This is a genomic window from Halorubrum sp. Boch-26, assembly GCF_029889805.1.
Classification (GTDB): domain Archaea; phylum Halobacteriota; class Halobacteria; order Halobacteriales; family Haloferacaceae; genus Halorubrum.
Map to the genome: position 1 here is coordinate 1 of NZ_JARANT010000006.1, position 21,124 is coordinate 21,124.

Genomic DNA, 21,124 nt, shown 5'->3' on the forward strand with positions numbered 1-21,124 from the left:
CCGGCCGACACGGCCGACCACACAGCGGGCTACCGGCACAACGAAGTCGACGGCGCCCCGGTCGACACGGCCGCCGAGTTCGAGGCAGCGCTTGCCGAGGCCGGTGACACGGTGACGGTCGCGGCCGACGACGGCGACGGGAAGCGCGAGGTCGAGGTGGACCGCGAGCTCCAAGCGGTCGGCTCCGCCGGCGGCAACCCCCTCGGCGTGACGATCACGGAGGCGCCGCTGACGATCGAGTCGGTGAACGGCGATCGGGTGGCGACCGAGGGCGCCTTCTACGACGCCGTCGGCGACGCGGAGCGCGCCACGGTGTCGGTGAGGGCCCTCGACGGGAGCGGCGCGAACGCGAGCGGCGGGGACGCGAACGCCACGACCGCCGAAATCCCGATCGGTGCGTACGCGCTCGGCGTACAGGCGGACGGCCCGCTCGACGACGCCGGCGCGACGCCCGGCGAGCCGCTGACGATCGTCTCGATCGGCGGGGAACGGATCCACGGCGCCGACGCCCTCTCCGCGGTGCTCGGCGAGCGCGACCCCGGAGCGACCGTCGAGGTGATCGCGTACGACGACGACGACGAGCGCCAGGCGTACGACGTGGAGCTGGCCCCGCACCCGAACCGCGACGGCGGGTTCGTGGGCGTCTCGGTGTTCCCCGGATCCAGCGGGCTCGCGCTCGACGACTTCGGCGTCTCCGAGTACCCCGCCGGCGCGTACCTCGAACTGCTCGGCGGCGACGCGGGCGAGGCCGCGGGCGAGGCGGTCCCGCTCGGCGGGCTCACCGACTCGCCGCTCGGGCTCGTGTTCGTCTCGCTCATCCTCCCGCTCGGCAGCCTGTTCGGCCTCCCGTTCAACTTCGCCGGCTTCACCGGCGAGGTGACCAACTTCTTCGTGGTCGAGGGGGCGCTCGGCGCGCTCGGCGGCGGGGTGTTCCTGCTCGCGAACCTCCTCTTCTGGACCGGGTGGATCAACATCCAGCTCGCGCTGTTCAACTGCCTGCCGGCGTTCCCGCTCGACGGCGGGCGTATCCTCCGGATGGTCGCCGAAGCGGTGATCAGCCGGGTCCCCCTCTCCGACCGGCACGCCGCGGTCCGCACGATCACCGTCTCGTCCGGACTCGTCATGTTGACCGGGCTGATCGCGATGGTGTTCGGGAACCAGATCCTTTCGGCGCTCGGACTGATCTGAGCGGTGACTCTCACCCACCGCTCTCGCTGACCGCCACGCCCGCGGCAGGGGAAACGGGTTTCTCCGCGGGCCGAAACGGTGCGGTATGAGCCGGAAACGAACCGTCGAGATCGAGGGGCACATCATCGACAGCGGGACGATGCAGCGCTGTTTCGGCGCGGTGATGGACCTGGGCGGCTCCTTCGACGTCGAGCGGTTCGACGTCGGGAAACACGAAGAGGAGGAATCGTACTGCCGAATGACCGTCTCGGCCGACGACCCGGAGACGCTCCAAGCCATCCTCCACGAGCTTCACCAGAACGGCGCGGTGTTGGAGGACCCGACCGACGTCGAACTCGTCGCCGCGCCCGCGGATAGGGTCGTACCGCCCGACTTCTACTCCACGACGAACCACCCGACCGAGGTGTTGTACGACGGCGAGTGGATCGAGGTCGAGCGGATCGAGATGGACTGCGCGCTGGTGGTCCAGCCCGACGGCGGTCCGAACGGCGAACCGCGAGCGTCCACGAAGGTGCTCAACGCGGTCGAAGCGGGTGACCTGATCGCGACCGACGAGTCGGGGATCCGCGTGCGACCACCGGAGCGCCCCCGCAGCGGGGGCGGCGCCTTCGGCTTCATGCAGGGCGGCGTCTCCTCCGAGCGCCCCTCCGAGTCCACCATCCGGGAGGTCGCCGCGGAGCTCCGTGAGGTGACACGGTCCGGCGGGAACGTGATGGTCGTCGCCGGCCCCGCCGTGATCCACTCGGGGGCGGGCGACGCGCTCGCCGCGCTCGTGGAGGCGGGGGTCGTCGACGCGCTCTCGGCCGGGAACGGCTTCGCGACTCACGACTTGGAGCGGTCGCTGTACGGCACGTCGCTCGGGATGGACGTCGAGACGCTGGAACACCCGCGGAAGGGACACAAACATCACATCTGGACCATCTCGGAGATCATCCGGGCGGGCGGGATCGAGGCCGCCGTGGACGAGGGGATCGTGACCGAAGGCGTGATGTACCAGTGCGTCGAGCGCGACGTCGACGTCGTGCTCGCGGGCTCTATCCGCGACGACGGCCCCCTTCCGGACACGATCACCGACGCCGTGGCGGCGCAGAATGCGATCCGCGAGCAGGCCCACGAGGCCGACATCGTGATCATGCTCGCGACGCTGCTCCACTCGGTCGCCGTCGGGAACTGCCTCCCGTCGACGACGAAGACGGTCTGCGTCGACATCGACCCCGCGACCGTCACCCAGCTGCTCGACCGCGGCTCGGCGCAGGCCGTCGGGATGGTCACCGACATCGGGACGTTCGTCCCGAAGCTCGCCGACTTCGTGCTGGAGGGCGACGGGAGCGAGGACATCGGGCAAACCGACGCGACCGCCCCGAAAGGCGAGGACGACCGATGACTGTCGCGCTTCGCCCGTACGACCCCGCGACCGACGCCGAGGGGCTCTACGACTGCAAGCTCGCGTTCGAGCGCGGGCTCGGCGAGAACACCGGCGGCGACGACAAGGCGGCCGTCTACGAGGGGAAGCTCACCGACGGCTACCGCGAGCGATGGCTCGCGTGGGTCGAGCGGTGCGTTGCCGACGATGAGCGCTGCGTGACGGTCGCGGAGAGCGACGACGGAAAGGGCGACGGCGGCGAGTCTACCGAGGCCGGCGCGGTCGTCGGCTACGTCTTCGTGCTCCCCGAGCGGCTCGCGATGGTCTGGGACGCGGCAGTGATAAACGAGCTCTATGTCGCTCCCGACCACCGGGGCACGGGCGTCGCGGACGATCTCATGACTGCCGCCGTCGATCTCGCGGCCGACCAGTCGCTCCCGCTGGATCGGGTCGTGCTCGACGTCGACCCGGCGAACGAGCGCGCCCGGGCCTTTTACGACCGTCACGGCTTCGAGTCGTGGGGCGAGATGGTCGCGCGACCGCTCGACCTCGTCTGAGTCCGGGACGCCTGTCCGACCCTCCGCGAGCCGACGTGACACCGATAACCGCGGCCTGAATCCGTGGACACCTTCATACACGCGGCCGGCGTTGCGGGGGATATGAGAAGCGTTCAGCGGCTCGCCGTGGCGGCGGGGCTCGTGCTGATAGCGGGCGCGTTGAGCGCGGTCGCGGCGCCCTCGCTCCCCGAGCGCGTGGTGACGAACTGGGACGCCGCCGGGCGGCCGGCCGGGACCCTCCCGCGGGCGACCGCCGTCTGGCTGTCGCCGGCGCTGATGGCCGGACTGGTCCTGCTCTTGGCCGTCCTGCCGCGGATCGACCCGCTCCGCGAGAACGTCGCCGCGTTTCGCCCGACCTACGACTGGTTCGTCGTCGCGGTGACGGCGTTCCTGTTCGTCGTCCACGCGGGGGTCCTCGCCTTCAACCTCGGCTACGAGTTCCCGTTCACGTCGCTCATCGTGGCCGGCGTCTCGCTGCTCGTCTACTACGCCGGCGCCGTGCTCCCCCGGACCGAGCGCAACTGGTTCATGGGGATCCGCACGCCGTGGACGCTCAGCAGCGACGCGGTCTGGGACCGGACCCATCGGCTCGGTGGGCGGCTGTTCAAGCTCGCCGCGCTCGTCGGGCTCGCGGGGCTGGCGTTCGGCGAGTACGCGGTGTACGCCCTCGTCGTTCCGCTGGTGACCGTCGCGGTGGTCACCGCGGCGTACTCGTACGTCCTGTACGGCCGGTTAGAGCGAGACGGTGACGACTCGATCGGCCCGGAGTCGGAGTCGTAGCGACGGTTCGCGTTCGACGACGTACTCCCTGTCCGCACCTTCACGACCCGAGAACGCCGGACAGGAGTTATATGCGAGCCGGCGTGACCTTTGCGTATGAGCTATCTCGTTGCAACCGACGGATCGGCGGAGAGCGACGAGGCCGTCCGCTACGCGGCGCGACAGGCGGTCGCGTTCTACGAGACCCTCGAGATCGTCCACGTGTTGACGCCGGATTCGGAACTCGTCGACGGGACGATCGTCCTCCCGGGTGAGGCGGCCGCGGTCGACGCTGGCGAGAGCGTTCTCGCCAACGCTCGAACGATCGCCGAGGAGGCGGTCGGTGACGAGCCGATCGACGTGAAGACGCAGCTACTCACCGGACGCCCGGCCGACGCAATCGCTGACTACGCGGACGAGGCTGACATCGACGCGATCTACGTCGGACACCGCGGGCTGAGCGAGGAGCGCGAGCAGGTCGTCGGTAGCGTCGCGAAGAGCGTCGTCGACAAGGCGGACGTGCCGGTGACGGTGATCCGGTAGGTGTCACCCGGTGAGCGTGCCTTCGACCGCCGCTAACTCTCGTTTTCGACGCCTCCGTCGAGAACGGCGGCGTCACAGGCGGCGGAAATAACCGCCATTATCGGTCCTTCAAAGCCGTCTTACGCTGTACTGTCGTTGATGCCTGAAGACGTACTCGTGACGGCGGACTGGGTGGAATCGAACCTCGACGCGTTCGAGAGCGACGATCCGGAGTACCGGCTCGTGGAGATCAACAATCCGACCGTCACCGACGAGTCGGACTACACGCCCTACGAGGAGGGGCATATCCCCGGCGCGTTGAACTTCGAGTGGGACGAGGTCTTCACCGACGAGACGGAGCGCGACATCGTCTCGAAGGCGGACTTCGCGGCGCGGAACGGCGAGGGAGGTATCAGCGCCGACACGACGGTCGTGGTGTACGGCGGCGGCCGCGTCCCCAACTGGTTCGCGCTGTTCGGCTACTGGATCTACAAGTACTACGGTCACGAGGACGTCCGCGTGATCGACGGCGGAAAGGGGTACTGGGTCGCCAACGACTACCCGCTCTCAACCGAGGAGCCCGACTTCCCGGCCCGGGAGTACGAGGCCCGCGGCCCCTTCGAGAGCGTCCGCGCCTACAAGGACGACATCGACAAGGCGATCGAGGAGGGGATCCCGATGGTCGACGTCCGCTCGCCCGAGGAGTTCTCCGGCGAGGTCATCGCGCCCGAGGGGCTCAACGAGACCGCCCAGCGCGGCGGCCACATCCCCGGCGCGAGCAGCGTCCCGATCGGGACCACCCTGAACGAGGACGGCACGTTCAAGAGCGCGGACGAGCTCCGCGAGCTGTACGGTGACGCCGGCGTCGACGGCGACGAGTCGACGATCACCTACTGCCGCGTCGGCGAGCGCTCGTCGATCGAGTGGTTCCTCCTGCACGAGCTGCTCGGCTACGACGACGTCCGCAACTACGACGGCTCGTGGACCGAGTGGGGGAACCTCGTCGGCGCGCCGATCGAGACCGGCGAGTAACGGGACGGAATCCGGTGACGCGGCCCACCGGACGCCCGCGGTGAGCCGACGACAGGCCCTTGCGCCGGGAGACCGAACCATGGGCGTATGGAGCCGGGTGATCCGGACGGCCCGACGCCACTTCAAACGGTCCCGGACCGGAAGGCGATCCGGTCGCTCGCCGATTCGGAGGCGACGGCGGGGACCGTGGTGTGGCACCGCGAGGACCTCCGGATCGCGGACAACACCGCCCTCGCGGCGGCCGCGTCGACGCGATCCGCAGACGCGACGGGCGACGCCGACCCCACCGTCCTCCCGCTGTTCGTCTTCGATCCGGCCTTCTTCGGCGACCGCGGGATGGCCTGTGACGCCCGGATCGACTTTCTTCACGACTGCCTGCGCGACCTCGACCGCCAGTACCGCGACGTGGGTGCGCCGGGGCTGACGTACGCCCACGGCGACCCGATCGAGGTGCTCGGTCGCTTCGTCGACGCCGGCTGGGACGTGGTCGCCAACCGGAGCGTGACCGGCCGGTACGGTCTCCGGCGCGCCTCGCTCTCGGGCGGAATCGACGCCGCGCGGTCGATCGCGGCGGAGCACGGGATCGAGGCCTCGGAACGAGAGGCCGAAGCGAGCGGCGGTGCCGGCGGGGCGACCGCCGACGGGCGTCGGCGCGGCCGTCAGACCGACCTGTCCGCCTTCGACGACGACGGCTGATCGACGAGCCGGCGTGGGAACGTATTTACATGTGTGTACCGTATTGTGAGTTATGAACCAGAACGTCGGTTCCACGGACAAGCGCGTCAGAACGGCCCTCGGTGCGGTGTTCGGAATCGCCTCGCTCGCCTCGCTCGCCGGGGCGATTTCGCTGCCGGCGCTGGCCGCGCCCGTCTTCGGCGTGGTGTCGCTGCTCATGCTCGGGACCGCCGCGACCGGCACGTGCGCGCTCTACTCACTGCTCGGCGTCGACACGTGCCCGGCGTCGGCCGGCCGCTCCCGATAAGGCCCTCGATCGGTCCGGGATTTCACGTACAGAACAGTTGAGACGCCTCTTTTCGACGGTTTCGAACCGCCGGCGACGGCAGCCTCAAGTGTGGCTAGTCGTAACGTGTGACATGAGACAGCGACGCAGACTGACGACCACTGTGTGCGTGCGCGCGAATCGCATCCCCGACCGAGGTGGCCGATCGTGAGCGGCGACCCGACGGTCCTCGTGATCGGAGGCGGCGCGACCGGGACCGGAGTCGCGCGCGACCTGGCTCTCCGCGGCGTCGACGTGACGCTCGTCGACCGCGGCGGGCTCGCCGGCGGCACCTCCGGGCGCTCGCACGGCCTGCTCCACAGCGGCGCCCGCTACGCTGAGGACGACCCCCGAGGCGCCGAGGAGTGCCTCCGCGAGAACCGGACGCTCCGCGAAATCGCCGGCACGTGCCTCCGCGAGACCGACGGGCTGTTCGTCCGCCTCGCGGGCGACGACCCGGACTACTTCGAGGAGAAACTGGGGGCTTGCGAGGAGGTCGGCATCGAGACCGAGCGGTTCGACGCCGACGAGGCGCAAGCCGTCGTTCCGGGGCTCTCCGACGACGTCGCGGAGGCGTTCCGCGTGCCGGACGGCGTGATCTATCCCTCTCGGCTGGTCGCCGCGAACGCGGCCGACGCCGAGCGACACGGCGCCACCGTCCACACCGACGCGCCCGTCGAGGCCGTCGAGACGGCCGACGGCGCGGTCTCGGCCGTGCGCGTCGGTGGCGACGTCGACGCCGCGCTCCGACCGGATCACGTCGTCAACGCGACGGGGGCGTGGGCCGACCGGATCGCCGACCTGGCCGGCGTCGAGGTGGGGATGGCGCCGAGCCGCGGCGTGATGATCTCCGTCGAGTACGACGGGCTCGCTCCGGTGTTGAACCGGTGTCGCGACCCCGACGACGGCGACATCGTCGTCCCCCACGAGGGGGAGGCCGTGCTCGGCACGACGAGCGTCCCGGTCGACGACCCGGACGAGTACGAGACGGCCGACTGGGAGGTCGAGCGCTCGATCGAGGAGTGCGCGGCGATGCTCCCCGCGGTCGCCGAGGCGCCGGAGGTGAGGCGGTGGTGGGGCGTCCGCCCACTGTACGCGCCGGACGAGACGGGACCGAACCGGCGCGGGATCTCGCGCGGGTTCACCGTGATCGATCACGCCGACGAGGGCGTCGGGAACCTCCACACGGTCGTCGGCGGAAAGCTGACGACCTACCGGGAGATGGCCGAGGTCACGGCCGACCGCGTCTGCGAGCGACTCGGCGTCGACGCCGCCTGCGACACCGCGACGGAGCCGCTCCCCGGCGCCGACGACCCCGATCGGCTCGACGAGTTCGTGGACCGGTACGGCGGGACGAACCCGACCGACGCCGGCGTCGTGAGCGCCGCCGCTGACGACGACTGAAACGGCGGGAATCGGAAGGCGAGGACGCCGGGGACGAGTCCGGCTACTCGCCGTCGTCGATCAGGCCGCCGAACACCGAGGTCGCGGTGTCGGGGACGTCGAAGTCGTGGTAGTGCTCGCCCTTCTCCTTCGAGAGGATGTTGAGGGCCGCGGCGGCGCCGTCACCGGCCGCGATGACCGCTTGCCACTCCTCGGCGCGGACCATCCCGCCCGTCGCGTAGGCCCCCGCGACGCTCGTCTCCATCGAGACGCCGACGTCGACCGTGTCGTCGTCGCCGAACGCGCAGCCGAGCGACTCGGCGAGGTCACGGCTCGCGCCGGTCGCGAGCACGAGGTAGCCGGCCTCGTACTCGCCCTCCTCGGTCGTCACTGCGAAGCCGTCGCCCGCCTCCGCGACGTCGGTGACCTCCTCGCCCTGTTTCCGATCGACGCCGAAGTCGTCGGCCTGCTGGCGGGCGGTCGCGAGGAACTCGCTGCCGCCGACCGAGCCGATGCCGGGGTAGTTGAACAGGTGTGCCTTGTGCATCCAGGTCGCATCGGTGTCGAACAGAATGGTATCGAGCCCGTTCTTGCCCGCGAACAGCCCCGCGCTGAGTCCGGCCGGTCCGCCGCCGACGATAGCTACGTCTGCCATGGCCGTCGTTCCGGTCGCGGCCTGATAAGGGTTGGCGGAACCGGTGACGGAGGTGTGGTATCTCCGCGCGTTGCGGCGTACGGGTGAGTGCGCTCGTCGGTTGTCGCTCGACGACTACGACGAGAAATCTGAAAGCGACCCGTGAGGGTCGCCGATCTCGTCGTCCCGGTCGCTCTCGTCTTCCTCGGCGTCGGCGCCGACCGTCTCTGGTTCGCGCCACGGGTCGTCCGGATCGACGGGCTCGACGGCGCGATCGAGCTCGGCGGCGGAGTAGTCGTTCTCGTCGTCGAGGAGCATCGCGAGGCGCTGCCAGCGGGCGCTGTGCTCGCCCTCGCCCTCCGGGCCGACCCGCGCGCCGCGGGTCTTGAAGAATCGCGTGTCGCGCCCCAGCTTCGACCCCTCGCCGGTGTGGCCGTCGAAGATCGCGTCGAACTCGCCGCCGGGTTCGAAGTCGCCGACGGGGAAGTCGTGGGCGGGCTCCTCGCCGCGCTCGCGGGCCTCGGCGCGGACGTCGGCGACGGTCCGGAAGTACTCGTCGGCGTTGGGAGCCTCGCGGCTCGACTGCGCGCGAGCGGCCGCCAGCGCGGCGTGAATCGCGCAGAGGCGGCCCTTCCACTCGGCGGGCTCCCAGCGCTCCGTGGCGAGCTCCTCGTAGCGCTCGATTGCGAGCGCCACGTCGCTGCCGGCGCGGAGGTCCTCGACGACGTACAGCGTCAGGCGGTCCCAGAGGTTCCACGCGTAGCCGGAGCGCGCCAACTCCCACGCGGCCCACGCGGCGACCTCCTCGTCGGAGCGGCGCACGGCCTTCTGGAGCAGGCTGGAGACGGCGTAGCGGCTGTAGCCGCCGTCGGTCTCGTTCGGCTCCTTCGGCTCGCCGAAGTCGTTGTCGCCGGTCGCGTCGGGCGTCGTGTCGGTCTCCAAGCTCCCGTCGGACCCGAACGTCGCCTGTCTGTCGTCGCCGTCGGCCATACGCTCGCTCCCGCCGCGAGCGACTTAAAAACCGTGCGCTGCGAGCGGGATCGGAGGGCCCCGATCTCGACCCGGAGCCCCCCGCGGTACGGCGGATCACACCTGTGCTGAAAGGGAACCCTTAAGTTGAATCCGGCGGGTAGCATACAGTAACCGCCCTTAGCTCAGCCTGGTAGAGCAGTCGACTGTAGATCGACTTGTCCCCCGTTCAATTCGGGGAGGGCGGATCCGAATTTTACGGCGAAAGCGCCTCTACGGCGCTTTTGTCGTACTTTCACCGTAGAAGACGTGAGCGACTAGTCCGCGTTTTCGGAAGACGCCCCGAAAAATCGGAGTGCAACAAGGTCGATCACACCCCCCGACGCCGTCCTGCGAATTTTGTAGTTGACGGGGGTGAAGCATGAGTGCGGAGCGCGACAGCGACGAGGCGATAGCGATCGCTGTCGACATCGACGGCGACGCGGTCGAGATCGAGCGCGAGCGGATCGAAACGGTGCGCGTCGATCAGCTCTTTCGGCCGGTCGAGGAGGGTAACTGCGACGCGCGGCTCCAGCTCTGGAGCGACAGCGCCGGCTGGAACGGCTACGAGAGACGCGGCGACAAGTACTACCACGTCAACGTCCTGACCGAGACTACCGTTGAGGGCACAGAGGTCTCCGTCGAATCGGAGTATATCCACGAGGAAGCCGTCCCGCCCGAGGACGTTTCGGAGTCTGTTCGGGATCACATCCTCGACAGACATGCAGGTGGCGTCGGCACCTTCGTTCGGGGGTGTTCACCGCCATGAGCCGGGCGGATTCCCGCAGCGGGCTCGAAGAGTTCGGCCGCGTCGACACGCAGATCGGCGAGTCGATCAACTTCGAGCGCCTCGCCGGCACGAACGATACTAGCTGGAAGAAGGCGGTCCCCTACGAGTCGGACATCGAGATCGTATCGCGGCTCGGCTTCAAGATCAAGAGCCCGAACGGCGAGGAGTGGCACCACGTCGTTCTGGCAAGCGAGGGAGACCACCACGTCGGGCTCTGCGACTGCAAAGGCTGGGAGTACAACGACGGCCCGTGCGTCCACCTCTGTGCCGTCAGAAAGGCCGCGTGGACCGGCGTCACGCCAGAGCGCGACATCAACGGCCGGACGATCCGGATCTGTGACCTCGACGCCGTCGACCCCGCCGAACGCCGCTACCCGTACCTCACGGACAAGCAGCGCGACGCCTACCTCAAGTGCGATCTCGGCGACATGGGCGTTCGAGAGTACCAGCGCCGGCAGGGCTACTCCTCTCCCGGCACGGTCTCGAACCGGCTCCGAGTCGCCCGCGAGAAGGTCGCCGAGCACGAGGAGCAACTCCGCGCCGACGGCGGTACCGCCGCCCGGCGCGACGGAGTCACCGACGATCGCCGGCTGCTCGGCGAGGGGGTGGACCGATGAACGACGTGATCCGTGTGACAGACGCCGACCGTGTCACACAGACCGATTCCGCAGTCGTCGGGGGTAACAAGAACGCTACTGCCGGAACCGGTCCGTGTCACACAGACGGGGGCGCGTCGTCAGAACGGCGTCCCCCCTCATGCACGGGCGTTGTGCGGGCGAACAGCAGGCGGCGCGCGCGCTGCTGCGCGTGGACGGCCGAGCCGAGCGCGGTCACCGGAAGCGAGGTGAGTCGATGAGCGCCGAGACCAGCGGGAAGCGCGTGTCGGCGCGAGTGAGCGACGACGACCTCCTCGACGCGCTCGACGACGCGGCGGATGAGCACGGATCGCGGTCGGAGGCGATCCGGGCGGCGCTCCGCGAGAGCTACGCGAACCGCGACGGCAACGAGGCGAACGTGGCCGCGTATCTCCCGGACGATCCGGTCGTCCGGCGTGGCTACGAAGTGCTCTGCGACGAAGCGTCGCCGTTCCAGTCACGGATCGATGTCGACACCGCGATGAGCCGGGTCGCGAACCGCCTCAACATCCCGAAGGGAAGCGTGAAGCGGCGCGTGATCCTTCCGCTCGAACGCCAGCGCGTCGGCGGCGAGCAGATCGTGGAGCCAAATTGGGGCGTGTTGATGATTCGACAACCCGACGACCTCGCCGATCTCGCCCGCACCGTGCGGACTGACGGAGGTGCCCGCGATGCGTAATGATGTGAAGGTCGTCGGCGCCGCACCGAACGTCGACCTCCGCGGGAAGCGAGACGTCGAGGAAGCGAGCGACCGCCGGCGACACCGAATCTACGAAGTGACGTGTCTGTCGTGCGACCACAGCGAGCGGATCTACGTCGAGCCGGGCGAGGAACGGTTCGTCGATCACGACGAGCAGAACGCCGCGCACTACGTCGAATACGTCGAGGTGAGCTAATGACGGACCGGCATGGAGTTCGACAAAAGCGGACCCAAATAGTAGATCTCCCAACCAGAGGAACCTTTACCAGCAAGTGTACAAAACATCTACCAAGAGATGGCTACCGCGGGGACGGTCGGAACGATACGCAAACAATTAGAAGACGGCTTGTCAGCGGTAGTCACGCAGTCACTAGCCATAGCGATTGTCTGCTTCATCCCACTCATCGGTTCTATCTCGTCACCCAGCCCATTTCCGACACTCGGAGTGTTCGCGTATGGTGGAATTGTGACGCTGTTTGTGGGCGTTGCTACGATTGCAGGGCCAAAGCGAGTCGGAGACCTCAGCGAGAACGAGCCAACGAGGCTAGTGATCAGCCTTGTCCTAGGAATATACCTGAATGTGATGTTCTTGATGGCCTTTGGGGTGGGTTACGCAGTCTGGGAATCTCTAACGCCAACTCTTGCCATCTTTGCTGCGTTAGCAACCCCGACACTAGACTATCGGATATCAAATGCAGGTCTACCAGGAGTTCATTGGCTGACCGCCGTTGTGATTGGCCTGATTCAGCGAATAGCGAGACTATTCGAGTTGGTTCTAGGCTCGGACGGGTTGTTCACCGAAAGTCTCACCGAGGCTCGACAGCTGTTAGAATCACCCGATACAGTAATCGAGACGGTCAACCATCCAATGAAGTTTGTTCGCAATCGGAATTAATCTGGCCCGTAGTCCTTCCAGAACATGGTAAAGAGAACCCCGACTGGAGCAAAGAACTCCAGATATCGCTGGGACAACTCTCCAGTATAGTAAATTGCAACGTACAAAATCCCCCCTACAGCACCTCCAATACAACACGCCAGAAAGCCAGATATAGACAGTCGAATCATTTGGCCGCGGATCGTGTCCAGTGTCGATTCTGTGCGGTAGAGTTGAGTGATCCTTTCCTCAGCTGTGTCCAACCTGGAAAGGATACCCAATGCCATGACAGGACCAATGTCTACGACCTGTTTATACGATCGGATGTTGGCGAATGTAGTGGCATGCTAATGGTTAAGACGAGTTTGGGATTCTCTGTACAGAAACCCAAACTCGCCGGTCCCCCGCGCTGAACCGTTTATAAACAATCCACCTCGAGACACCCCGAATAATGGAAACCCAAACTCAGGAGAAAGCGACCGTCTGGCTGAAGCCGGAGCAGGTCGACCAGATGCGTTCTGCGACCGTCGAAGCGAGCGCGTCGTACCTCGCGGCTCGCAACGACGCGCTGATCGCGGCGCTCTACGACTCCGGCCTGCGGGTCGCCGAGTGCGTCGCGCTCAACGTCGCCGACCATGTCGACCTCGACGACGGCGTTCTCGCGCTCCCGGCCGGCATCCAGAAGGACTACCCGACCGACCGCACCCCGAGCTACACCGAGATCGAGCTGGCCGACGAGACCGTTCGGACACTCCGGACGTACCTCGCCGGCCGGTGGAAGGACACCGATGCGCTCTGGCCGTCGCGCCAGTCCGACCGGATGTCGACCGAGTCGGTCCGCAACGTCGTCACGGCGGCCGCCGTCGGCGCCGACGTGGAGCCGATGACTCTGCAGGGCCGAGGCGACCCGGAGCAGGTGACACCGCACACGCTCCGCCACAGCGTCGCCTATCGGATGCTCAACGTCGAGGAGGGGCACACCTTCTACGACGTGCGGAACCGGCTCCGACACGCGACGATCCAGACCACCGAGCGAGTCTACGACCACATTGACCGTGTCTAAGCGTTAGAATTAGTCAAAGGTCACGCAGCATGGATTTTTATCTATTCCGTCGCGATGACTAGATGTGAATAGTCAAATCCAGTCAGAATCCGATCTACCATCAGACATCAAATCAAGAGTTAGCAGCACTTTCTCTTACAATAATATCAAACAACTACTCGCAAATACCCACTATCGTGGCCCCCTCCCTGAAGGCAAAGGTGGATCTGGTGGAAGTGGATTGAGGAAACGGGGTCATGTTCTCATGGGTATGCCAGGAACAAACCGGGTCAGCGTACTAAGAAAGGCAACAGAAACAAATCTAATTGTTGAAACATCCTCCGGTTACGCTACAACAGACCGAGGCGCCGATCTTTTAGAAAGATTGATGATCTGTGATGAGTGTGGGTCTCAGGAGATTCCTGGTCTCATTCCTGTGGGGAGAAGCAGTCATTACACGAGACATTCAACAGCATGTCCATCCTGTAATGACTTCCAATACCCAGACAAGGACGGGGGACTGAAATTAGGTGAGTGGCACCATTTTGAAAGGGACAGTAGTAGTCTTAAATCGGCTGTCGATGCAGTGGAATCGAACTCGAATGTTGATTTGTGGTTAAATGGGATGTCACTCTCAGCTGCGAAGAATCAAATTTAATTCACCTATAAGATTTGGCAGTATTGTATCTGTATTCATTTAATAACTAAATTAGCGATAATAAATATGTTGTAGCTGATTGATGATTCGGTATGGTCTCCACAGACCTACCGACAGCCGAGGAGTTCGAAGACGCACAGGACGCGATCGACAACGACGATCCGGAGCTGGCGCCGCACTTCGCCTACTGGCACCACGTCGACGAATTCGACGAGTACAGCACGTTCATGGCCTACGTCGCGGCGAAGAAAGCGAGCCGGGGCGCGCAATCGGCCACCGCCGCCGAGTCGGCGTTGGACGGCTACGAGCGCGCGGCGAAGGGGCTGCTGCTCGGCATCGGTGCCGCGGCCCTCATCGAGGCGGTGATCGGTGATGCGCGCCTCTGAAGCCGGCGCCGCCCTCGCGCTCCAGCCGGAGGACGAGGGCGAGCGGACCGCGCTCTCACGGCTTCGAGAGATCTACCGCCGAGCGACCGCGTACCGTCTCCCCTGTCCGTTCTGGGACGACGAGCCGGGCCGGTACTGCGACCTCAACCCGACCGGCGCTGACGCCCTGGTGCTTCGCGACGGGATGGGCTCCGACGCCGGAGACGGCGAGGCTGCCGAAGGGGCGCGCGTCGACGACGCTGAGCCCTGCCCGGCGCTCGCGTTCGACCCGACCGGCGCGGACATCGCGGAGGGCTGTGCGTGACGGGGATCGTCGAATTCGGTACCCGAGCGGACGCCAACGCGGTGCGCGACGACTACGCCGACCACCTCACCGGCCGGTTCGACCGACGGTTCGCGAAAGTCGAGCTCACCGACGACATCCCGGACGACCTCGAGGCCGAGATCCGCGGCATCGCCGCTGACGGCAAGGCCGACCGGGAGGGCGGCGCCGGCCACGCCGAACTTACGGACGGTGAGAAGCGACGCGTCGGCCCGTTCACCGGGTCGAACAACTACCGCAAGGCGACCGCGGCCAAAGCCGCGTTTCTCGACGCAGGGATCGACGACTGGGAGGCCCACTACGACCCGGAACTTACCGCCGACGAGAACACCGGCCGGATCGAGGAGGCTCGCCGGCAGCAGACGGGCGCCGATGTAAGCGACGGGCCGACCGAGGGTGAGTCGCTCCAGAAGGAGGCGGACGCCGCCGCTCGCGTCGAGGGCGAGGAGTGCGGCCACGCCTTCGACTACTGCGAGAGCGGCGACTGGGACGCCTGTGAGTTCCTAGTGGACTCGTGCGGGTTGGACCGAGACGAGGCTGAACAGCTCACCGAGACCGCCGACGAGACCGCTGGGTCCGACCCGCAGAACCTGACCGGAGAAGCCTACGGTGCGCTCTCGAAGCTCTGGAACCAGTACCGGACGGGACTCGCGGATGCAAAGGGTGCGGCCGCCGGTATCAACGAGGTGCGCCGACAGTTCGGTCAGGACGCGCTCTCGTTCGACGAACTCGGCGGGCGACCCATCACCGCAGGAGACCTCGAAGCATGACCGAACTCGACTGTAAGATCGACGGGTGCGACTATTCGGGGAGTCCGCAGGGCCTCCGGTCGCACCTCCATGGACGGAAGGATGATGAGCACGTCGACGCCGCGGCCGACCGGAATCACCACGACTGGTACCCGGTCGCCTACGGCCTCGACGAGGAGGGTACCGACGACGAAGGGGGCGGCGAGGAGGGCGAGACCCTCACCGAGACCCCCTCCGAAGGCGCCGATCCGGACCCCTCTGAAGAGGGTAGCGACGGAGAGGGTGCGGATACCTTCGAAACGGCCCCCTCTGACGGGGGTACCGAATCGCCCGACGAAGAGGACGAATACGCCGCGCAATGGGACGGCGCAGATACCCCCACCGAGACCTCTTCCGAAGGCGCCGATCCAGACCCCTCCGAGGAGGGTAGCGACAGAGAAGGTGCAGATACCCCCATCGACGACCCCTCTGAAGGGGGCGGAATGGGCCTCGGCACGGCCCTCATGCTGGGTACCGGCGCCCTCGCCGTCGCGGTGCTGCTCCGCGGACGGGAGTCGGACCCCAGCGAATCGCCCGACGCGACCAACCCCACCGATACCCAAAACGAGGGCGGCAGCGAGGGCTCGGCATGGGACCAGAGCGGGGGGTCGGCCCCCATCGAAGGCACCAACACGGATGAACTAGAGTTCACGCCGACCGAAACATGACTGACGACCCCACCAACGACGACGCCGATCCGGACGAATCGCCCGACGACGAGACCCACAGCGACCCCGACGAGGCCCCCACCGAAGGGGGTGACGAGGGGGACGAACGCCCCCCGATCGACGACGAGGAGCGGGCCGACGTGGACCTCGCGGCGATCTCCGAGGAGATCAACGAGAAGGAAGGGGACGACGACCCCGCCGGAGAGGGGTCCGAATCGCCCGACGTGACCAACCCCGACGATACCCAAACCGAAGGGGATGAGAAGAGGGGCGAGACCCCCTCTGAAGGGGGCTCGTGGGGCGAGATGTATGTCGAGTCCCTCTCGGTACTCCTGCCGGAGGTCGCCGGGGAGATGCGCGACGAAGACGACGCCGAGGCGATGTCCTCCGAGGAGGTCGCGGCGCTCGCGACCGAGCCGCCCGTGGAACTCGATCAGAAGTTCGACGCGGTCGTTTCGGACATGGGCATGGAGGAGATGAGCGACAAGCAGGCGCTCCTCCTCTCGACCGCGATCGTCTGCGGCACGGTGCTGCTGAAGGACGGGGACGTGGCCGGAAAGCTCGTCGGCGCCGCCTCCGAGGAGGTGAGCGCGTGATGTTCGGGCTCCAGAAGCAGGCGATGAAGCAGATGATGTCGAACCCCGCAGAGAACGAGCAGATCCGGGCTTACGCGTCGATCCTCGCCGGGCTCGAACGCGAGCAGCGCGAGCGGATGCGACAGCACGCCGAGCATCTCGGCGTCGACCCGGACGAGGTCGGCCTCGACGAGCCGCCGGACCCCGAGGAGCGCGTGGCGGAGCTCGCCGAAGCGGTCGGTGCGCACGTCGTCGGCGACGCGTGGGGCCTCTACGTCGACCACCTCGTGCCGGACGAGCTGGAGAACTCCGACCGGGCGGGAGAGTTCGCTGGCGTCGACGCCGACGAATGGGACGCGCAGGTAGAGGAGTGGGCGGCGACGTTTCGAGACCGAGCCGGGGACGCCATCGCGGACCGCTCCGACCGCGACCTCGCCGACGTTCACATTCGCGAGACGTTCGGCGTCGGCCTCGACACCTTCGAGTCGGAGATCGTGGAGTTCGAGCCCGGACGCGTCTTTCAGGAACTCGTGGCCGGCCCGATAGAGACGCACACCGAGGCGCTCGCAGCCCTTGACCGGGAGGTATAGCAGATGCACATGCTCGTAAGCGCGGTCTCGGGCTGGGGGAAGGGCTGGCTGGCACACGCTCTCGCCGAGAAGAACATCAAGGGCGACACCTACGACCGCGTCGTCGTGCTGGACACGTCCGACGAGTTCCGCGGCCTGGTGAGCAAGGAGACCGGGCCAGGGCTCGCGTCGCACTGGTTCGCCGGCCCTCGCGAGCGGGACCACTTCGACCCCGACGTGTGGGGCGACATGATCGACCGAAACGAGGCGCTCGTCGTCGGCCGCCACGTCGACAAGGACGACTGGCAGGAGGTCGCTCGCGACGTAATCCTCGCGTGCCGCCGGTCCGACCACGACGTGCTGGTCGTCATCGACGAGGCACACGGGATCGCCCCGGAGCGCGAGGGCTACCCCGACGAGATCCAGGCGCTCGCGACCGACGGCCGGACCGAAGGAGGTTCGGCGACCTCGTCAATCTGGGTCACGCAGCGGCTCGCACAGCTCTGTAAGAAGGTCGTCGGGAACTGTACCGCCCGGTTCCTCGGTGGCTACCAGTCCGGAAACGACCTCAACGCGGTCAAGGACGTGCTGGAGTACCCGAAGGAGGCGCACAACACGGGCGGGCAGTCGGTCCCGAACCTGCCGGCGAAGCTCCATGCGCCCGACGAGGGCGCGATCTCCGTCCGGAAGTGGGTCGAAGAGGGGCCGGACGGGGAGCCGCAGACGGTCAACTCCGAGTGGATCTACTCGGACGACTCGGGGAAGATCGAGCGCGTCGAGTCGAACCGCTACGAACCGGAGTGTGACCACGTCGGCGCCGAGGGAAAGCGCATCGAGGTGGGGCTATGACCCGGCCGAGTGAGGAAGTGGCACTCTACGGAGGTACTGCGGATAGTTTTCGTGAAGTCAAAAAGGAAATTGAGGAGACTCGAGGTCATGAAGTAGCAAATCCAAGAGTGGTTGAGGAGCTGCTGCTCTTGTACCGACAACACGGACTTCCATATTCTGATCCTCGGAAGCTTTGAAAACAGCATACCATAGTTGAGATCACTCTCGGCTATCTATGAAGTCAGTTAATCCACTTTGACTTAGGCTTGCGACTGGGATATCTCCGTAGTATAGTGCTCCTCCATCGTATACCAGCCCATCTTCATAGGATAGCAGATCTGAATCATCAATAACCGATTCATCGTAGATGACTACATACTCTGATCTATACGTTTCCGTCAACTCGGGCCCAACCTTTTGAACTCTTTCGACCACTGTCTTGGCGAACCGGTCATATCGAGTAAGTGACTCGACCACTTGATTAAACAATTTGTATCTAACATCTATCCCAATCTCCTCGATCAAAGAGTCGTGGAGGTCTCTGCGGCGGAATGCCGGTACATCGGAATCTTCGGCTAAGTCGCTGATTGCCCTTGCAATTTCACTCATCGGAGCCGATTCGCGTCTTGGTGTGGCTTCATGAGTTTCCATATGGCACTCGCGACAGAGTGTTCGAAGGTTTTCAGGGTCATCCGTACCGCCAGCGGATTGGGGCGTAATATGATGTACCTGTAATTCCACCTCTCCTTCTACCCCTCCAACATCACCACACTCCTGACAGGAGAATTCATCACGCTCTAAGGCTGTCTTTCTAGCCTTTTGCCAACCTGAACTAGCGTTTCTAGTCGTTCGACCATATCCTCCCGCAGATTTCCCTGTATCTACAATATACGCCTGAAACGGATTGTTATCATGCTCTGCTGACTGTAGCCGCAGCTCTTTATTTCCCAACTCATTGAGCCTGATCACGTCTAGCTCTGCGGCTTCCTCTGAGTCGTAGGATCGCTCCGTACTGAGGTCGCCGCCGGGAAATTCAAGTAAACGCCGAATCGGACGATTTCTCTCGTAAGCGGATTCTTTGATATCTACCCTGTAACGATAATCATCCGCCATTGTTTGCAATTCGTCTTTTTGTCAAATGAAACATCCGATCGTGGCTGGTTTCCAAGGACATTGAATATAACATAGTGCCGAGGTAGTATACTGAATAAAATTCATCTATTGGAGGCATTCCCCTACTGAGTGGGGCGGCCTATCATAATCAAAACCATTCTCGACACGGTCGCAATGGCCTATGATGTAACGGCCGGCTTCGATAAGCTGGCTGATCAGCAGTTCATGATGGACGCCGGCGCGGTCGGCGGCGGCGTCCTCGCAGGTGAATCGCTCGGATACCTTGCCGACGGCCACACAGTCGCTGGGTTCAACACGCCCGCCGAACTCGGCGGGATCGCAGTCGTCGCCGGCGCCGAATACGCCCCGATGATCGACGGGCGGACGAAGCGACACATGCAGGTCGGCGGCGGAGTCGCCCTCCTCCTCGCGCTGATGGAACGCTTCGGTGTTCGTGACGCGCTGACGGAGGTGTTCGCCTGATGGCAGACATCTACATTTCTAACGGTTCGACCTCTGATGTCGTCGTTCAGCACACGAACGCGGCCGGGATCGAGCGGGCAACACCGATCCTCGAAATCGACCCGGACCGCGGGACGTTCCTCCGAGTCCTGAACAGCGTGGCGCGGGGCGACGAGGTCGGGATTCCGGTCTACATGAAGCTCCGCGACTCGAACGGCGATCCTCTCCCGACCAACACGCTCGTCAAGTTCGAGCTGGAGCGCGCCGGCGGCGACGACCAGCACAAGGTGAGCGAGGAGGTCAAGCAGATCAGCTTCTGGAACTCCAACGACATCACCACGCAGCGCGACGTGGACAACATCGACAACGCGAAGGTGACGCTGGAGTATCCCGAAGCGGCCAGCAAGAACGGTGCGGCGCCGTTCCACGACGTTCGCGACGTGGACTCGTTCTACGTCTCGATCGAGTCGGCCGCCGAAATCGACTGGTCGCAGTCGGAGTTCTACTTCGACACGGCCGCCATCGAGGAGGGATCGCGGTAGATGACCGACGTGATGGACCGACTGGCCGAGGCGAGCGTCCGGAATACGGCGCTCGGACCGCGCCAGTTCGAAACGTCGACCAACTCGCAGGGGTCGCTTTCGGACATCGCAACGCTCGTCGCCGACACGGCGCTCGCGCTCCGAACCGGGCGCCGCAACCCGCTCCGGATCGCGGTCCCGGCGTACCAGTCGTTCACGACGGCCGGCGACGGGAGCGATCAGACGTTCTCGGTCACCCACGATCTCACCGACTGCCCGGACACGCAGGACGTGGTGGTCTGGTTCGACGGCACCTATCAGGGATCGCCGAAGTCGGTCAACCACGACACCAACGAGTTCACCGTGTCCGGGCCGGGATCGGCGGTCACCGTTCACACCTACTACATCAGCGGGAAGGCGGCGACGTTCCAGCTTCGGAAGAAGACGCCGTCAGCGAAGACCTCGAACTCTGAGAAGCTCTACGAGGCGAATCTCGGGCTGATCCACGACGCGAACCAGTCCGAGCAGCCGGAGTTCCTCGAACTCAACGAGTCGCCGCTCCAGCGGTTCCTCGCGAGCGACATGGAGCTGACCGCGCGACTGAAGGCACCGTATCAGGTCCGTTGGACCGACCCGGACGGGGACGGCACGGAGCCGACGAACGCGCTCCTCCAGGTACCCGCCCAGAAGTCCAACGGCGAGATCGAAGGGCTCACGTCGGCCATCAGCGCCGACATGGGCCGGTAG

28 protein-coding genes, 1 tRNA gene and 1 pseudogene are annotated in these 21,124 nt (G+C 65.6%); 26 read left to right on the forward strand and 4 right to left on the reverse strand.

Annotated features, from left to right (window positions below):
• The 9 genes and pseudogenes from OQF71_RS01525 to OQF71_RS01565 all read left to right on the forward strand — a co-directional run.
• Positions 1 to 1,188 (forward strand): site-2 protease family protein (locus tag OQF71_RS01525; protein WP_280585341.1); only part of this gene is annotated, 1,188 nt, incomplete at its 5' end.
• An 85-nt stretch (positions 1,189 to 1,273) separates the two neighbouring features.
• Positions 1,274 to 2,572 carry a TIGR00300 family protein gene (locus OQF71_RS01530; RefSeq protein WP_280585342.1) on the forward strand — a complete coding sequence of 433 codons (1,299 nt, stop codon included), beginning with the start codon at positions 1,274 to 1,276 and terminating at the stop codon, positions 2,570 to 2,572.
• Positions 2,569 to 3,108 carry an N-acetyltransferase gene (locus tag OQF71_RS01535; protein WP_280585343.1) on the forward strand — a complete coding sequence of 180 codons (540 nt, stop codon included), beginning with the start codon at positions 2,569 to 2,571 and terminating at the stop codon, positions 3,106 to 3,108. The genes OQF71_RS01530 and OQF71_RS01535 overlap by 4 nt, the downstream gene beginning before the upstream one ends.
• A 102-nt stretch (positions 3,109 to 3,210) precedes the next feature.
• The gene (locus tag OQF71_RS01540; RefSeq protein ID WP_280585344.1) at positions 3,211 to 3,888 is read left to right on the forward strand and encodes an SdpI family protein; all 678 of its coding nucleotides are present in this window, start codon (positions 3,211 to 3,213) and stop codon (positions 3,886 to 3,888) included.
• 96 nt (positions 3,889 to 3,984) lie between these two features.
• Complete coding sequence (locus OQF71_RS01545; RefSeq protein ID WP_280585345.1) at positions 3,985 to 4,410, forward strand: universal stress protein; 426 nt, start codon at positions 3,985 to 3,987, stop codon at positions 4,408 to 4,410.
• Between the two features lie 138 nt (positions 4,411 to 4,548).
• Complete coding sequence (locus OQF71_RS01550) at positions 4,549 to 5,421, forward strand: sulfurtransferase (protein WP_280585346.1); 873 nt, start codon at positions 4,549 to 4,551, stop codon at positions 5,419 to 5,421.
• A gap of 87 nt (positions 5,422 to 5,508) precedes the next feature.
• Positions 5,509 to 5,949: pseudogene (locus OQF71_RS01555) on the forward strand (deoxyribodipyrimidine photo-lyase); the annotation flags it as partial.
• Positions 5,950 to 6,169: 220 nt separating this feature from the next.
• Entirely contained in the window at positions 6,170 to 6,403 is a 234-nt protein-coding gene (locus tag OQF71_RS01560; RefSeq protein WP_280585349.1) for a DUF2892 domain-containing protein, read from the forward strand.
• A gap of 186 nt (positions 6,404 to 6,589) precedes the next feature.
• On the forward strand, positions 6,590 to 7,825 hold the full coding sequence (locus OQF71_RS01565) for an FAD-dependent oxidoreductase (protein ID WP_280585350.1): 1,236 nt from the start codon (positions 6,590 to 6,592) through the stop codon (positions 7,823 to 7,825).
• A 43-nt stretch (positions 7,826 to 7,868) separates the two neighbouring features.
• Here OQF71_RS01565 and OQF71_RS01570 read toward each other — a convergent pair whose 3' ends face one another.
• Together OQF71_RS01570 and OQF71_RS01575 are read right to left on the reverse strand one after the other, a co-directional pair.
• Positions 7,869 to 8,459 carry an NAD(P)/FAD-dependent oxidoreductase gene (locus OQF71_RS01570; RefSeq protein WP_280585351.1) on the reverse strand — a complete coding sequence of 197 codons (591 nt, stop codon included), beginning with the start codon at positions 8,457 to 8,459 and terminating at the stop codon, positions 7,869 to 7,871.
• A 114-nt stretch (positions 8,460 to 8,573) separates the two neighbouring features.
• Complete coding sequence (locus OQF71_RS01575; RefSeq protein ID WP_280585352.1) at positions 8,574 to 9,428, reverse strand: hypothetical protein; 855 nt, start codon at positions 9,426 to 9,428, stop codon at positions 8,574 to 8,576.
• 153 nt (positions 9,429 to 9,581) lie between these two features.
• On the opposite strand from OQF71_RS01575, the gene OQF71_RS01580 reads away from it, so the two are divergent.
• The 5 genes from OQF71_RS01580 (at position 9,582) to OQF71_RS01600 (ending at position 11,767) form a co-directional block, all read left to right on the forward strand.
• Positions 9,582 to 9,655, forward strand: a tRNA-Tyr gene (locus OQF71_RS01580).
• Positions 9,656 to 9,828: 173 nt separating this feature from the next.
• Positions 9,829 to 10,215 carry a hypothetical protein gene (locus tag OQF71_RS01585; protein ID WP_280585353.1) on the forward strand — a complete coding sequence of 129 codons (387 nt, stop codon included), beginning with the start codon at positions 9,829 to 9,831 and terminating at the stop codon, positions 10,213 to 10,215.
• Positions 10,212 to 10,853 (forward strand): SWIM zinc finger family protein, encoded by a 642-nt coding sequence (locus OQF71_RS01590; RefSeq protein WP_280585355.1) that lies wholly within the window; start codon positions 10,212 to 10,214, stop codon positions 10,851 to 10,853. The genes OQF71_RS01585 and OQF71_RS01590 overlap by 4 nt, the downstream gene beginning before the upstream one ends.
• 235 nt (positions 10,854 to 11,088) lie before the next feature.
• Entirely contained in the window at positions 11,089 to 11,550 is a 462-nt protein-coding gene (locus OQF71_RS01595) for a hypothetical protein (RefSeq protein ID WP_280585356.1), read from the forward strand.
• Positions 11,543 to 11,767: a hypothetical protein gene (locus tag OQF71_RS01600; protein ID WP_280585357.1), complete on the forward strand. Its 225-nt coding sequence runs from the start codon at positions 11,543 to 11,545 to the stop codon at positions 11,765 to 11,767. Before OQF71_RS01595 ends, OQF71_RS01600 begins: the two co-directional genes overlap by 8 nt.
• 695 nt (positions 11,768 to 12,462) lie before the next feature.
• Here the strand turns inward: OQF71_RS01600 and OQF71_RS01605 are convergent.
• On the reverse strand, positions 12,463 to 12,732 hold the full coding sequence (locus tag OQF71_RS01605) for a hypothetical protein (protein WP_280585359.1): 270 nt from the start codon (positions 12,730 to 12,732) through the stop codon (positions 12,463 to 12,465).
• 164 nt (positions 12,733 to 12,896) lie between these two features.
• Between OQF71_RS01605 and OQF71_RS01610 the strand changes: the two genes are divergently transcribed.
• From OQF71_RS01610 to OQF71_RS01650, 9 genes are all read left to right on the forward strand, one after another.
• On the forward strand, positions 12,897 to 13,508 hold the full coding sequence (locus OQF71_RS01610) for a site-specific integrase (RefSeq protein ID WP_280585360.1): 612 nt from the start codon (positions 12,897 to 12,899) through the stop codon (positions 13,506 to 13,508).
• Positions 13,509 to 13,572: 64 nt separating this feature from the next.
• Positions 13,573 to 14,145 (forward strand): hypothetical protein, encoded by a 573-nt coding sequence (locus OQF71_RS01615; RefSeq protein ID WP_280585361.1) that lies wholly within the window; start codon positions 13,573 to 13,575, stop codon positions 14,143 to 14,145.
• A gap of 92 nt (positions 14,146 to 14,237) precedes the next feature.
• On the forward strand, positions 14,238 to 14,531 hold the full coding sequence (locus OQF71_RS01620; RefSeq protein WP_280585363.1) for a hypothetical protein: 294 nt from the start codon (positions 14,238 to 14,240) through the stop codon (positions 14,529 to 14,531).
• Positions 14,518 to 14,835 carry a hypothetical protein gene (locus OQF71_RS01625; protein WP_280585365.1) on the forward strand — a complete coding sequence of 106 codons (318 nt, stop codon included), beginning with the start codon at positions 14,518 to 14,520 and terminating at the stop codon, positions 14,833 to 14,835. The genes OQF71_RS01620 and OQF71_RS01625 overlap by 14 nt, the downstream gene beginning before the upstream one ends.
• A complete protein-coding gene (locus tag OQF71_RS01630; protein WP_280585367.1) occupies positions 14,832 to 15,623 on the forward strand; it encodes a hypothetical protein in 792 nt (263 codons plus the stop codon). Before OQF71_RS01625 ends, OQF71_RS01630 begins: the two co-directional genes overlap by 4 nt.
• Complete coding sequence (locus tag OQF71_RS01635; protein ID WP_280585368.1) at positions 15,620 to 16,309, forward strand: hypothetical protein; 690 nt, start codon at positions 15,620 to 15,622, stop codon at positions 16,307 to 16,309. Before OQF71_RS01630 ends, OQF71_RS01635 begins: the two co-directional genes overlap by 4 nt.
• Positions 16,306 to 16,905 (forward strand): hypothetical protein, encoded by a 600-nt coding sequence (locus OQF71_RS01640; RefSeq protein ID WP_280585369.1) that lies wholly within the window; start codon positions 16,306 to 16,308, stop codon positions 16,903 to 16,905. The genes OQF71_RS01635 and OQF71_RS01640 overlap by 4 nt, the downstream gene beginning before the upstream one ends.
• Positions 16,905 to 17,474 (forward strand): hypothetical protein, encoded by a 570-nt coding sequence (locus OQF71_RS01645; RefSeq protein ID WP_280585370.1) that lies wholly within the window; start codon positions 16,905 to 16,907, stop codon positions 17,472 to 17,474. The genes OQF71_RS01640 and OQF71_RS01645 overlap by 1 nt, the downstream gene beginning before the upstream one ends.
• Positions 17,475 to 17,477: 3 nt before the next feature.
• Positions 17,478 to 18,302 carry a hypothetical protein gene (locus OQF71_RS01650; protein ID WP_280585372.1) on the forward strand — a complete coding sequence of 275 codons (825 nt, stop codon included), beginning with the start codon at positions 17,478 to 17,480 and terminating at the stop codon, positions 18,300 to 18,302.
• Positions 18,303 to 18,500: 198 nt separating this feature from the next.
• Here OQF71_RS01650 and OQF71_RS01655 read toward each other — a convergent pair whose 3' ends face one another.
• Positions 18,501 to 19,394, reverse strand: coding sequence for an HNH endonuclease signature motif containing protein (locus tag OQF71_RS01655; protein ID WP_280585374.1), 894 nt, complete (start codon positions 19,392 to 19,394; stop codon positions 18,501 to 18,503).
• A 174-nt stretch (positions 19,395 to 19,568) separates the two neighbouring features.
• Here OQF71_RS01655 and OQF71_RS01660 point away from each other — a divergent pair, with 174 nt between their 5' ends.
• From OQF71_RS01660 to OQF71_RS01670, 3 genes are read left to right on the forward strand one after another with little or no spacing between them, the layout of a single operon-like run.
• Positions 19,569 to 19,877 carry a hypothetical protein gene (locus OQF71_RS01660; RefSeq protein WP_280585375.1) on the forward strand — a complete coding sequence of 103 codons (309 nt, stop codon included), beginning with the start codon at positions 19,569 to 19,571 and terminating at the stop codon, positions 19,875 to 19,877.
• Entirely contained in the window at positions 19,877 to 20,398 is a 522-nt protein-coding gene (locus OQF71_RS01665; protein WP_280585376.1) for a hypothetical protein, read from the forward strand. The genes OQF71_RS01660 and OQF71_RS01665 overlap by 1 nt, the downstream gene beginning before the upstream one ends.
• Entirely contained in the window at positions 20,399 to 21,124 is a 726-nt protein-coding gene (locus OQF71_RS01670) for a hypothetical protein (RefSeq protein WP_280585378.1), read from the forward strand.

Bases quoted from the DNA above. Each gene is read 5' to 3' on its own strand.
- OQF71_RS01545 (WP_280585345.1), top strand. From the start codon at position 3,985: ATGAGCTATCTCGTTGCAACCGACGGATCGGCGGAGAGCGACGAGGCC.
- OQF71_RS01635 (WP_280585368.1), top strand. From the start codon at position 15,620: ATGACCGAACTCGACTGTAAGATCGACGGGTGCGACTATTCGGGGAGT.
- OQF71_RS01550 (WP_280585346.1), top strand. From the start codon at position 4,549: ATGCCTGAAGACGTACTCGTGACGGCGGACTGGGTGGAATCGAACCTC.
- OQF71_RS01650 (WP_280585372.1), top strand. From the start codon at position 17,478: ATGCACATGCTCGTAAGCGCGGTCTCGGGCTGGGGGAAGGGCTGGCTG.
- OQF71_RS01610 (WP_280585360.1), top strand. From the start codon at position 12,897: ATGGAAACCCAAACTCAGGAGAAAGCGACCGTCTGGCTGAAGCCGGAG.
- OQF71_RS01600 (WP_280585357.1), top strand. From the start codon at position 11,543: ATGCGTAATGATGTGAAGGTCGTCGGCGCCGCACCGAACGTCGACCTC.
- OQF71_RS01575 (WP_280585352.1), bottom strand. From the start codon at position 9,428: ATGGCCGACGGCGACGACAGACAGGCGACGTTCGGGTCCGACGGGAGC.
- OQF71_RS01620 (WP_280585363.1), top strand. From the start codon at position 14,238: ATGGTCTCCACAGACCTACCGACAGCCGAGGAGTTCGAAGACGCACAG.
- OQF71_RS01585 (WP_280585353.1), top strand. From the start codon at position 9,829: ATGAGTGCGGAGCGCGACAGCGACGAGGCGATAGCGATCGCTGTCGAC.
- OQF71_RS01560 (WP_280585349.1), top strand. From the start codon at position 6,170: ATGAACCAGAACGTCGGTTCCACGGACAAGCGCGTCAGAACGGCCCTC.
- OQF71_RS01625 (WP_280585365.1), top strand. From the start codon at position 14,518: ATGCGCGCCTCTGAAGCCGGCGCCGCCCTCGCGCTCCAGCCGGAGGAC.
- OQF71_RS01670 (WP_280585378.1), top strand. From the start codon at position 20,399: ATGACCGACGTGATGGACCGACTGGCCGAGGCGAGCGTCCGGAATACG.
- OQF71_RS01645 (WP_280585370.1), top strand. From the start codon at position 16,905: ATGTTCGGGCTCCAGAAGCAGGCGATGAAGCAGATGATGTCGAACCCC.
- OQF71_RS01595 (WP_280585356.1), top strand. From the start codon at position 11,089: ATGAGCGCCGAGACCAGCGGGAAGCGCGTGTCGGCGCGAGTGAGCGAC.
- OQF71_RS01540 (WP_280585344.1), top strand. From the start codon at position 3,211: ATGAGAAGCGTTCAGCGGCTCGCCGTGGCGGCGGGGCTCGTGCTGATA.
- OQF71_RS01570 (WP_280585351.1), bottom strand. From the start codon at position 8,459: ATGGCAGACGTAGCTATCGTCGGCGGCGGACCGGCCGGACTCAGCGCG.
- OQF71_RS01665 (WP_280585376.1), top strand. From the start codon at position 19,877: ATGGCAGACATCTACATTTCTAACGGTTCGACCTCTGATGTCGTCGTT.
- OQF71_RS01655 (WP_280585374.1), bottom strand. From the start codon at position 19,394: ATGGCGGATGATTATCGTTACAGGGTAGATATCAAAGAATCCGCTTAC.
- OQF71_RS01590 (WP_280585355.1), top strand. From the start codon at position 10,212: ATGAGCCGGGCGGATTCCCGCAGCGGGCTCGAAGAGTTCGGCCGCGTC.
- OQF71_RS01535 (WP_280585343.1), top strand. From the start codon at position 2,569: ATGACTGTCGCGCTTCGCCCGTACGACCCCGCGACCGACGCCGAGGGG.
- OQF71_RS01530 (WP_280585342.1), top strand. From the start codon at position 1,274: ATGAGCCGGAAACGAACCGTCGAGATCGAGGGGCACATCATCGACAGC.
- OQF71_RS01660 (WP_280585375.1), top strand. From the start codon at position 19,569: ATGGCCTATGATGTAACGGCCGGCTTCGATAAGCTGGCTGATCAGCAG.
- OQF71_RS01640 (WP_280585369.1), top strand. From the start codon at position 16,306: ATGACTGACGACCCCACCAACGACGACGCCGATCCGGACGAATCGCCC.
- OQF71_RS01605 (WP_280585359.1), bottom strand. From the start codon at position 12,732: ATGGCATTGGGTATCCTTTCCAGGTTGGACACAGCTGAGGAAAGGATC.